9 protein-coding genes and 1 tRNA gene are annotated in these 11,219 nt (G+C 28.6%); 8 read left to right on the forward strand and 2 right to left on the reverse strand.

From position 1 onward, the window contains the following. Nucleotides 1-138 precede the first annotated feature (138 nt). The 4 genes from secG to ligA all read left to right on the forward strand — a co-directional run bounded on the left by secG (nucleotide 139) and on the right by ligA (nucleotide 5,490). Entirely contained in the window at nucleotides 139-372 is a 234-nt protein-coding gene (gene secG, locus B3Z56_RS05445) for a preprotein translocase subunit SecG (RefSeq protein WP_035135246.1), read from the forward strand. 134 nt (nucleotides 373-506) lie between these two features. Further along, nucleotides 507-821: a YerC/YecD family TrpR-related protein gene (locus tag B3Z56_RS05450; protein ID WP_346848987.1), complete on the forward strand. Its 315-nt coding sequence runs from the start codon at nucleotides 507-509 to the stop codon at nucleotides 819-821. A gap of 273 nt (nucleotides 822-1,094) precedes the next feature. After that, nucleotides 1,095-3,356, forward strand: coding sequence for a DNA helicase PcrA (gene pcrA / locus B3Z56_RS05455; protein WP_346878392.1), 2,262 nt, complete (start codon nucleotides 1,095-1,097; stop codon nucleotides 3,354-3,356). 136 nt (nucleotides 3,357-3,492) lie between these two features. After that, nucleotides 3,493-5,490, forward strand: a complete 1,998-nt coding sequence (gene ligA, locus B3Z56_RS05460) for an NAD-dependent DNA ligase LigA (RefSeq protein WP_346848989.1) — start codon at nucleotides 3,493-3,495, stop codon at nucleotides 5,488-5,490. A gap of 140 nt (nucleotides 5,491-5,630) precedes the next feature. Here the strand turns inward: ligA and B3Z56_RS05465 are convergent, their stop codons facing one another. Further along, nucleotides 5,631-5,900, reverse strand: a complete 270-nt coding sequence (locus B3Z56_RS05465) for a hypothetical protein (protein ID WP_346848990.1) — start codon at nucleotides 5,898-5,900, stop codon at nucleotides 5,631-5,633. Nucleotides 5,901-6,042: 142 nt separating this feature from the next. On the opposite strand from B3Z56_RS05465, the gene B3Z56_RS05470 reads away from it, so the two are divergent. Further along, nucleotides 6,043-7,635, forward strand: coding sequence for an ABC transporter substrate-binding protein (locus B3Z56_RS05470; protein WP_346878393.1), 1,593 nt, complete (start codon nucleotides 6,043-6,045; stop codon nucleotides 7,633-7,635). A gap of 18 nt (nucleotides 7,636-7,653) precedes the next feature. Here B3Z56_RS05470 and B3Z56_RS05475 read toward each other — a convergent pair whose 3' ends face one another. Further along, the gene (locus B3Z56_RS05475; RefSeq protein ID WP_346848992.1) at nucleotides 7,654-9,048 is read right to left on the reverse strand and encodes a hypothetical protein; all 1,395 of its coding nucleotides are present in this window, start codon (nucleotides 9,046-9,048) and stop codon (nucleotides 7,654-7,656) included. 98 nt (nucleotides 9,049-9,146) lie between these two features. Here B3Z56_RS05475 and B3Z56_RS05480 point away from each other — a divergent pair, with 98 nt between their 5' ends. The 3 genes from B3Z56_RS05480 to B3Z56_RS05490 all read left to right on the forward strand — a co-directional run bounded on the left by B3Z56_RS05480 (nucleotide 9,147) and on the right by B3Z56_RS05490 (nucleotide 11,184). Then, nucleotides 9,147-10,121, forward strand: a complete 975-nt coding sequence (locus B3Z56_RS05480) for an AIR synthase family protein (protein WP_346848993.1) — start codon at nucleotides 9,147-9,149, stop codon at nucleotides 10,119-10,121. 26 nt (nucleotides 10,122-10,147) lie between these two features. After that, a complete protein-coding gene (locus B3Z56_RS05485) occupies nucleotides 10,148-10,744 on the forward strand; it encodes an XTP/dITP diphosphatase (RefSeq protein ID WP_346848994.1) in 597 nt (198 codons plus the stop codon). A gap of 364 nt (nucleotides 10,745-11,108) precedes the next feature. Further along, a tRNA-Pro gene (locus B3Z56_RS05490) sits at nucleotides 11,109-11,184 on the forward strand. Nucleotides 11,185-11,219: the final 35 nt, after the last annotated feature.

Here is an 11,219-nt window from a genome sequence, read left to right on the forward strand (position 1 = left end):
GTTTTTATTATAGAAATTAGAAGTATATATTAATTTAATATATATATTTACATTTATTACTCTTTCCATTGTAAAAATATTTTTACTGTGATAAAATATATTACATGTATAAGGATAAAGAATTAAGGGGGCATAATAATGATAACAGCATTAAAGGTTGTAATAATTATTTCCGCATTAACAGTTATATTGGCAATATCTCTTCAAGAAAGTAAATCATCAGGCTTAGGTGGATTAGTAGCTGGAAGTTCAGAAACTTTTTATAGCAAAAATAAAACTAAAACAAAGGAATCATTCTTAACTAAACTTACTATAGTATCAGCAGTTGTTTTTGCAGGGTCAATTATAGGAATAAACATATTTATACTTTAACTAAAAGCTATCCAGGGGGATAGCTTTTGTATTTAATGTCTGATAAAATTATATTAAAGATTAAATGTTTACACTTTAATATGATAACTTTATAATGTATATAGATGAATTTTTTAGTGATAGGGGAGAAAATAATGAGTGGATATGTTTCAAAACTTGAAACTTCAGAAATGGATTATCTTGTTGATGCAATTAGATCTCTTAAAACCAGAGAGGAAGTATATAGGTTCCTTGAAGATGTTTGTACAATAAATGAAATAAAAGCTATGGAGCAAAGACTTCAAGTTGCAAGAATGCTTAAAGAAAGAAGAACTTATTTAGATATCGCTAGTAGTACTGGAGCTAGCACTGCTACCATAAGTAGAGTTAATCGTTCTTTAAATTATGGAAATAATGGATATAAGGTAGTATTTGAAAGAGTTGATTGGAATGAATATGAAGATAAATAGAAAGTTGTAAGTAATCATAGATTAAATAGAAAAAGCTTTACTTTGAAGAGAGTAAGGCTTTTTCTATTTAATCAACTTATTAGAAATTAAAATAATTACAATATAAGGTTATGGTGTAGTAACCATATTGAGTAATTATTTATATGTCGTTTATAAATTCATAGTATATGGTATAATAAAGAATAGGTTAAATATTCATAGTATAGTATTATATTATAGGATAAAGAAGATTAATAAATTACATTAGATAACTATAAATTTAGGAGTGATTAGATGGATTTAAAAAAGCTATTAAACAAGGAGCAATACGAAGCAGCTGTTACCGTAGAAGGCCCCTTGTTAATTTTAGCAGGTGCAGGATCAGGAAAGACTAGGGTTCTTACTTATAGAATGGCACATATGATAAATGATTTAAATATATATCCCTCACAGATTTTAGCTTTGACTTTTACAAATAAAGCAGCAGGAGAGATGAAGGAAAGAGTTAAATCATTAGTAGGAGATATAGTTGATACAATGTGGGTTTCAACTTTTCACTCTAGCTGTGTAAGAATTTTAAGAAGAGAAATTGATAAGTTAGGATACAATAAAAATTTTACTATATATGATAGTTACGATGCTAAATCACTAGTAAAGCAGTGCATGAAAGAACTTAATATCAATGATAAAGACATAACTGATGGAGAAATTATCTCAAAAATTTCCGATGCTAAAAATAAATTAATATCTGCTAAGAAGTTTAAAAAAGAAAATGAAGGAAACTTTCGAATGAATAAGATAGCAGATGTTTATCTAACCTATGAAAAGAAATTAAAGACTACAAATTCTTTGGATTTTGATGATCTAATTTATTTAGTTGTTAAACTGCTTAAAGAAAATGATGAGGTTAGAGAGTTTTATAGAAGAAAATTTAAATATATTCTTGTAGATGAGTATCAAGATACTAATAAATGTCAATATGAATTGATAAAGCTTTTAGTTAATGAAAATGAAAATATATGTGTAGTTGGAGATGACGATCAATGTATTTATGCATGGAGAGGTGCAGATATAAATAATATATTGGACTTTGAAAAGGATTTTCCAAGAGCAAAGGTTATTAAGTTGGAGCAAAACTATAGGTCGAAATCAAACATATTAGAGGCTGCTAATAAGGTTATAAGAAATAATGCGCAAAGAAAAGATAAAGTGTTAAGAACTGAAAGTGAATCTGGAGAAAAGCTAAAAGTATACAGAGCCTATAGCGACATAGATGAAGGGAATTTTGTAGCAACTCAAATTAAAAGGATGATAAGAGAAGAAAATAGAAGCTTAAAGGATTTTGCTATACTTTATAGAATGAACTCCCAATCGCGTATATTTGAGGAAGCCTTTAGAAGGAATGAGATAACCTATAAAATAGTAGGGGGACTCAGATTCTATGAAAGAAAAGAAATTAAGGATGTTATGGCTTACTTGAAAGTGATAAATAATCCTCTTGATGATATAAGTTTAAAAAGAATTATAAATGAGCCTAAAAGAAGTATTGGAGATACAACCATAGCTAAGGTACAGGAATTTGCAGCAGAAAATAATATATGCATGTATGATGCACTTTTAGATGCAGAATTTATACCAAATCTTTCTGCAAGAGCTATAACATCTATAAATAAATTTGTGAGCTTAATGAATACTCTTATAGTGGATGCAGAGAATATAAGTGTACCTGAACTAATTGAGGATATTTTAGATAGAAGTGGATACATGAAAATGCTTAAGGGGTCTAGTAGTGCCGAGGATGAAAGTAGAATAGAAAACTTAAAGGAACTTGTATCTGATGCTGTAGTCTTTGAAAATTCTTCAGAAGATAAATCCTTAAGTGCCTTTTTAGAAAAGGTAACTTTAGTTTCTGATATAGATAATTTAGATGAAGAGAATAATGCAGTAGTAATGATGACTGTTCATAGTTCAAAAGGACTTGAATTTCCAGTAGTTTTCTTAGTTGGAATGGAAAATGGAATATTTCCAGGAATGGCTTCTTTAAATAATTTTAATGAGATGGAAGAATCAAGAAGACTTTGCTATGTTGCCATTACAAGAGCTGAAGAGATGCTATATATATCATCGGCAGAACAGAGAATGGTATTTGGTAGAACTGTGGGATATCCTATATCAGACTTCATAAGTGAAATACCTAAGGAATTAAAATATGATTTGAATGATGATGGAGGAACTCAATCCAAAGGAAGTTTTGATAATATTAACAATAAGGTAAATAATAAGGTTAATAATAATCCTCACTCCTTTAGAAGTGGTTTTTATAATTCAAAGAAACCTATTGCTTCAAGTGAAATTAGTGGCATTGAATGTGGAGTTGACAAATGTGCAGTTAAAGAAGAACTTACTATAGGGGTAAAAGTAAGACATGGTAAATTTGGAGTGGGAACTGTAGTATCTATATCCTCAGACAATGGAGAAACTATAGTTACTATAGCTTTTAACAATATGGGAATCAAAAAGCTTATGCTTAATAAGGCAGGTCTGGAACTAGCTTAATATAGTGTAAGAAAGTCACGAAGACAGCAGAATAAGTTTATTATAGGCTATGTTTTAGATGTTAATAAAACATAGCCTATAATTAAATTTTAAATATATAAGAGCTATTTTTAAGTTAATAGGAGGAAGCATTATAATGAGTGATGATAAGCGTAGTAAAATGCTGAAGTTAGTAGAGGAGTTAAATAAATACTCCTATGAATACTATGTACTAGATAATCCTATCATATCTGATAAGGAATATGATAAAAAATATGATGAACTTAAAGTATTAGAAAGTGAACTTGAAGAGGTTTTACCTTATTCACCAACGTTAAGAGTAGGAGATATAGTTTTAGATGAATTTAGAAAATATAAACATAGAGCTCCTCTTTGGAGTTTAGATAAGGCTCAATCCATAGAACAAATTAAGAATTGGCATAATAGAAATATTAAAGCTATAAACGAGTATAATAATAATAATGAAGAAAAACTGCCAAGTGTTAAATATATTGTTACTAAAAAGTTTGATGGACTTTCTATAAATTTGACCTATAACCAGGAGGGGATTTTAATAGTTGGATCCTCTAGAGGGACTGGAGAAATTGGAGAAGACATTACTAGTCAAGTAAAGACTATAAAATCTATTCCACTCATAATAGATAATCACAGTATAATCGAAGTTCATGGTGAAGCTATTATGACAAAGGAAGCTTTTGAAAACTATAATAAAAATGCTTCTATCCCATTAAAGAACTTAAGGAATGGAGCAGCTGGAGCTCTTAGAAATTTAAATGTAAAGGAGACTGCCAGAAGAAATTTATCTGCTTTTTTCTATGATGTTGGATATAATGAAGGAAATCCATTTAATACATATACTGAAATGATGAATTTTATAAAAAAAATGGGACTCCCTATGGATAATTATATGGAAACATGCACTAATATTGATGAGATAGAAAAACAAGTTGAATATATTAATAGTATTAGAAACAACTTGAATTATGACATAGATGGGGTAGTTATAGCAATTGATGATATAAAAACTAGAGAGGTATTAGGATATACAATTAAGTTTCCTAAATGGGCAATAGCTTATAAGTTTGAAGCAGAAGAAACAACTACTAAGCTTTTGGATGTAGAATGGAATGTAGGTAGAAGTGGAAGAGTTAGTCCTACTGCAATTCTTGAGCCAGTAGAGTTAGGTGGTGTAACAGTTAAAAGAGCTACTTTGAATAACTTAGATGATATTCAGCGTAAGGGAGTGAAAATTGGAGCTACAGTATTTGTTAGAAGATCTAATGATGTAATTCCAGAAATAATGGGAGTAGTAGAGGAGTCATTAGAAAGAAGTATTTCTATTGAAGAGCCTAAGGTATGTCCTAGTTGTGGGGAAGAATTATTTAGAGATGGAGTGCATTTGTTTTGTGAAAACACCTTGGCATGTAAGCCTCAAATGGTAAAAACTATAGTTCACTACGCTGGCAGAGAAGCTATGAATATAGCTGGATTTAGTGAAAAAACTGCTGAACAGTTATTTGAAAAACTTGGAATAAAGTCCATAGCAGATTTATATAGAATAAAAAAAGATGAATTAGTTGGATTAGAAAAGTTTGGAGATAAGAAAGCTACAAATCTTTTAACAGCATTAGAGAATAGTAAAGAATGTGAATTATCTTCATTTATATATGGACTAGGTATTCCTAATGTGGGTAAAAAGACAGCTAAGGATCTATCAAAGAAATTTAAAACTTTAAAAAATATTGAGAAAGCATCCTTTGAAGAATTAATATCAGTTCCCGATATAGGAGATATAGTTGCAAAAACTATAGTTGAATTCTTCTCATTAGATAAATCTAGAGAAACCATAAATGAGCTATTAAATTTGGGTGTAACTCCAAGGGAGGAACAAGTTCAGCAAATAGATGAAAATCCTTTTAAAGATAAAACTATTGTAGTTACAGGAAGTTTAAAAGAATTTTCAAGAAATGAAATTAAAGATAAATTAGAAAGTTTCGGTGCAAAGGTAGCAGGTTCTGTAAGTAAAAAAACAGACTTTGTTATAGTTGGAGAAGACCCAGGTTCTAAGTATAATAAAGCTATAGAATTAGGAATTAGAGTAATTTCTGAAGAAGAGTTTAAGGGAATGATTTAAAGTAGAAAGCATTAGCCCCATGGAGTTTTTATCCATGGGGCTAATTGCTATAGTAAATAATCTGTATTGTACTATACATCTAATCAATATAAATTTTTCTGTTGATTAGGAGTATCATCCATAACTAAATAATTATTATTCTAGATAGTAGAGTCAGAAGTGCTATCTAAAAGCTCTGAATTAGAGTTTTCATCAATTATTTCAGATTTTTTTTGTTGTTCCTTTTCCTTAGCTTGCATATCTATACATGAAATATTTAATATATGTGAGATTTTTTCAAGTATATAATTACTATATCTCAGCTGACTATATATAGAATTGAAAACAACAAATCCCCAAATGATTATTATCATAAAAGTTATTAAAGATAAGATTCCTAATATTTTCAATATAATATCTAAGTAAACCATAAGATACCTCCAATTTATTTACACATTATTATAAATATTATATCACATGTTTACAATTGGAAAAGAAGAATTTTGTGTTAACTTGCTCAGAATTGTTTATTTTGAAATAAATAAGTAAATAATTTTAAATATAGGAGGTGTTATGGTGAAGAAAATAATATTTACAGTACTTTGCATTATAATAATTTTAGCAGGAATATCTATTGAGAAAGATAAATTAAATTCTGTAAAATATAGTAAAGTGAATTATATAACTTACAATATGAATGTAAATCCTGAAGATTTACAGTTAACAAGAGAAAATACTGTAAGAGATAAAGATTTGCTAATAACACTTTTTGAAGGTTTAGTAAAAGAAGATAACAATGGAGAAATAGTACCAGCACTTGCAAAGGAGATAATAACTTCAGAAGATGGCTTAGAATACACTTTTATATTAAGAGAGGATATATATTATAGTACAGGAGAAAAAATTACTGCAGAGGCAATTAAGAGTTTTTTTAAAGGATTTTTAAGTGATAGAAATAATGTATATGCTAGTAGTTTAGATTGTATATATGGAGCTAAGGAGTTTAGAGAAGGAATTGGTGATTTTTCAAATGTGGCAATAAACGTAAAAGATGATAGTACCATAGCTATTAGACTAAATTATAAAAATCCTTATTTTATTAATATCATAGCTAACCCAGTATTTAACATTAGAGATTACGGAACCCTGGATAAGTATAAGGAAAATTTTACTTCAATAAGGTATACAGGTCCCTTTGTAATTAAAGATGTAAAGAATGATGGGATCTACATAGAAAAAAATCAAAAGCATTATGAAAGAATTAAAATTACTGATGAAACTATTAGAATTACATTTTTAAACAGCGAAGAAAATACTTTAGCTATTTTTGAAAAGTCGACGGATACCAATACAGATTATTTTTCAGGTGGTATTGATATAATGATGGATGCTCCAATAAATGAACTTTTAAGATTATCTCAAAATTCAATGGTGAAAAGTTTTAATGGTTCAGCTGTATATTATTTAAGTTTTAACCCGGATAAAGAAACTGTTGGTGGAGATGTAAATTTTAGAATAGCTATAAACTCACTTTTATCAAAGGAATACTACTCTCAACTTATATGCAAAGAATTACTTACTCCAGCTACATCCTATGTGATGGAAACAGATGAAACAGAACAAGTATTCTCGATTTTTGGAGATACTGAAAAAGCTAAAGAATTCTTTAACAAGGTCAATATCAATGAAAATCCTGAAATAAGAGTAATTTTTGAAAAAAATAACTTGAATAGGAGAATTGTTGAAGATTTAAGTATTGATATTAAAGAGTGTACTGATTCAGAAATAGTTTTAAAAGAATATTCTAAAGAAGAGTTGAAAAATGCTGTTGATAAAGGAGATTATGATATAGTATTGCAGAGGTTTGATTTCAGCTATAGAAATCCTGGAGAGTATTTTGAGAGTTTCCATAAGATTTCTAATAATAATCTTATTTCATATGAAAATGAAGAATATTACAATCTTATTAATTCTGCAAAATATGAAATGAATGACGAAAAAAGAAAAATTATTTATGAGGAATGTGAAAAAATACTAAGAAATCAGTTAATATCTATACCTATATATAATATTAACAATGTTATTTGCGTTAAAGAAGGTATAAACCAAGTGTATGTAACTACCACTGGAAATATAAGATTAGAAAAAGTTAAAGAAGTACCTTAAATTTAAGGTACTTCTTTATTAGAAATCTAAAATTGTATTTAAATAAATAATTGTAAAAAAGTTAAACATGTTTTTACAAGAATCAAAACTATGTTTATAATGTTTATAACTTTCTTTCTTTCTATTTAAAGAAATATTTTTAACAAAAATAGGTGCTAAATCATTAGTATCATTATTTACATAAGAAGAAAATCTAAAATAATTATCATCTAATAGGTCTTCTGCCTTACATGAAAAATTCCTATATCTTTCAGGGTTATCAAGACTAGGAGCTTCCGGCCACCTAAGTATAATTCCAGAGCTTACTACCTGTTTTTTATAAAGACCATGAATTTTAGAAGCTAGCTCGGTTTTTTCATTGTCACTTAATAAAGACTCTTGAATCATAAATACATAAAGATATAGAATTATTTCATCTGAAGAAAATTTGTTTTCTTTTTCAGAAATGTCTTTTATAAAAATACCATCATCATTATTATATAATTTTTCTAGGTTATTAAAGATTTTAAAGGCTGCATCTTTAAAATGAGATAAATTGGTATTTTTATAAGTTAATATAGAGTTTATATAGCATAAACAAGAAATATCTATATTATCTCTAATTACAGAAGGTGGCATATGATTGATGTTTTCAATCATTAATTCAGAAAAATCTACTAGTAATTCCTTAGCTTTCTCCAGTTTTGAACATTCATAAAGAATATTGAAGGCTAAACATATTTTAACTAACTCATCGTGAGAAGTATTATATATTTCTTGTTTTAGACTTGAGAATAGATTCATTATATCTAGAGCAAAGGATTGAAAGTTTTCATTATTGTCTTCTGAAAGTGTAGCACATTTATAATATGCTGCCATAAGAAGAGCTTGTGTTGAAAATTTAAACTTCATATTCTTGTCTGTAAGAAAATATTCTTTTTGAAGAGGATCAGTAGAATCATATTTATCAACAAATACCCCCTCACTATTACGGCAATAAAGAGCAAAAAATTCTAATTGCTCAATGGATAGGTCAACATAGTATTTGCTAAGTTTATATTTATCCTCATCAATATCTTTAAATTTTCTATAATAGTCAGATAAGTACAGCAAACCAAGGGTCATATACCCATTAGCACATATGTTTATTTCTCTTTTAAACTTGCGATGATTCCAAAGTAATTTATCTTTTTCTTTCAAAAGTTTTCCGTCAGCTTTTCTATATACACATAATAGTGGAGAAATAACGCTATTTGTGATATCATCATCATTAGGTAAAGGTTTAATTTTTAAGTTTGCATTTCTAGATATAATTCCACATCCAGAGTGTAGAACTATATGTCTAAGGGACTCTTTAGAAAAATGAAACAATTGACTTTTTATATTGTCATTGTTTAGTATGTTAATTCTTAAAAAAGGTCCTATATATCTCAAAATAACACCACCAGAATATTAGTTATATTTAATAATATGATATGAGAAGTGAAAATGTGCTAAAAACACAATAGTTTTTTTAGGTTAGGAGAATTTATATGAGGGTAGGAAAATTAAATTGGAATGAACTAAAGTACATAATAGATAACCATAAAGGGAAAGAGCGGAAGGAAGTAGAAGTATCTAACGGCATAGGAGAAGATTGTGCCATTATAAATTTTGGCAGTAATCAATGCGTAATTTCTACAGACCCTGTAACTGGTGCAGAGGAAAATATAGGTAAAATTGCAGTTAACATTAACTGTAATGATATAGCTTCCTGTGGAGTCGAGCCATTAGGAATCTTGGTTACCATATTAGCACCACCAAAGACTACTATACAAGAATTACATGATCTTATGAAAGAAATTCATGAAGAAGCATGTAAAGTAAATGTTCAAATTATAGGTGGCCATACTGAAATAACAGAAGCTGTTAATAAGATAGTGGTTTCGTGTACGGCTATTGGAAAAAGTAATGTTAATAGTGCTATTAGCACATCAGGAGCAAAAGTAGGGGATAGCATAATAGTTACTAAACAACTATGCCTTGAAGGAACTTCAATATTGGTTAATGATTATGAAGAGAGATGCAGGAGTATATTAACAGATGAAGAGATTGAAGAAGCAAGAGGCTATGTGGAGAGCATAAGTGTAGTGAAAGAAGGAAAAATAGGTGGAATAGCTAAAGCAACATCTATGCATGATATAACAGAGGGTGGAGTTTTAGGAGCATTATGGGAAGTTGCTAATGCAAGTAATGTAGGATTTAAGGTTAATAAATCTAAAATGCCAATTACAGAAATTACAAGGAAAGTATGTAAAGAATTTAATATAGATCCATTAAGACTAATATCATCAGGTAGTATGCTTATAACTACTGATAATCCAGAAAAGTTGTTAAAATCTTTTGATGATAATGGAATTAAGGCTACTGAAATAGGAGAAATAACTAAGAGTAAAGGTATAGTAATAGATGATAAAGAAATCAATGAAGTGACTCCGCCAGAAGCAGATGAGTTATTTAACATATAGTAGACATTTAAGAAGGAGAATTTGTAATGAAAAGAGTAATAGTTGCTAGTAATAATCATCATAAAATTGTAGAAATAAAGGAGATTCTTAAAGAGTTTGATTTAGAGGTAGTATCTTTAAAAGAAGCTGATATAGATATAGATGTAGAAGAAACAGGCACTACATTTATGGAAAATGCATACATAAAGGCTAAGGCAATTCATGAAATTTGTAAAGATGTACTTGTTTTATCTGATGATTCAGGATTATCAGTAGAAGTATTAAATGGAGCTCCGGGAATATATTCTGCTAGATATAGTGGTGAACATGGAAATTCAGTGGAAAATAATAAAAAGTTAATAAGAGAGTTAGAAGGTGTGCCTTTTAATGAACGAAAAGCAAAATTTATATGTGCTATGGTTTTAATAGTTAATGATAAAGATATTATCAAAGTTCAAGGTGAAGTAGAAGGTTTAATATTAGAGAAATACAAAGAGTGTGAAGGATTTGGATATGATCCTTTATTCTACGTGCCAGAACTAAAGGCTACATTTAATGATGTACCTTCTAAAGTGAAAAATGCTATAAGTCATAGAGGAAATGCATTATCTAAGTTAACAGAAGAGATGAAAAAATATTTATAGTCTACATATAATAATTTTACTTGTTATATATTTAAATAGTTCCATGTATAAATATATTTATTTTTACATAGTGAACTATTTAAATTTATTCCGTGTGTTGAGTATTAAGTTACATAATTTATTAATTGCATTTAAGTTTATTTTGATATAGACAGAGAATTTAGTAGTAACAATATAAGTCATTAGTATTTATAAGGTATATAAGAGAAAAGAAGGTAAAATAAGGACTTGAAGAGAATTTACAATAAAAACTGTCAAAATTTAATTAAAAACTTCAAAAAAGGTGTTGACTAATTAAAGGGAAGTCTGTATAATAAATTTTGTCGTTAAGGTTATTAATCAAACGGCACTGATTAAGATATATCGGGGTGTGGCGCAGATGGGAGCGCGCGTGGTTTGGGACCATGAGGTCGCAGGTTCAATCCCTGTCACCCCGACCATTTTAAATTAAATATATGCGGGTGTAACTCAATGG

Origin of the sequence: Clostridium sp. UBA7791 (assembly GCF_002480755.1) — a bacterium.
Lineage (GTDB): Bacteria > Bacillota > Clostridia > Clostridiales > Clostridiaceae > Clostridium_J > Clostridium_J sulfidigenes.

Bases quoted from the DNA above. Each gene is read 5' to 3' on its own strand.
- B3Z56_RS05470 (WP_346878393.1), top strand. From the start codon at position 6,043: ATGGTGAAGAAAATAATATTTACAGTACTTTGCATTATAATAATTTTA.
- secG (WP_035135246.1), top strand. From the start codon at position 139: ATGATAACAGCATTAAAGGTTGTAATAATTATTTCCGCATTAACAGTT.
- ligA (WP_346848989.1), top strand. From the start codon at position 3,493: ATGAGTGATGATAAGCGTAGTAAAATGCTGAAGTTAGTAGAGGAGTTA.
- B3Z56_RS05480 (WP_346848993.1), top strand. From the start codon at position 9,147: ATGAGGGTAGGAAAATTAAATTGGAATGAACTAAAGTACATAATAGAT.
- B3Z56_RS05485 (WP_346848994.1), top strand. From the start codon at position 10,148: ATGAAAAGAGTAATAGTTGCTAGTAATAATCATCATAAAATTGTAGAA.
- B3Z56_RS05450 (WP_346848987.1), top strand. From the start codon at position 507: ATGAGTGGATATGTTTCAAAACTTGAAACTTCAGAAATGGATTATCTT.
- pcrA (WP_346878392.1), top strand. From the start codon at position 1,095: ATGGATTTAAAAAAGCTATTAAACAAGGAGCAATACGAAGCAGCTGTT.
- B3Z56_RS05465 (WP_346848990.1), bottom strand. From the start codon at position 5,900: ATGGTTTACTTAGATATTATATTGAAAATATTAGGAATCTTATCTTTA.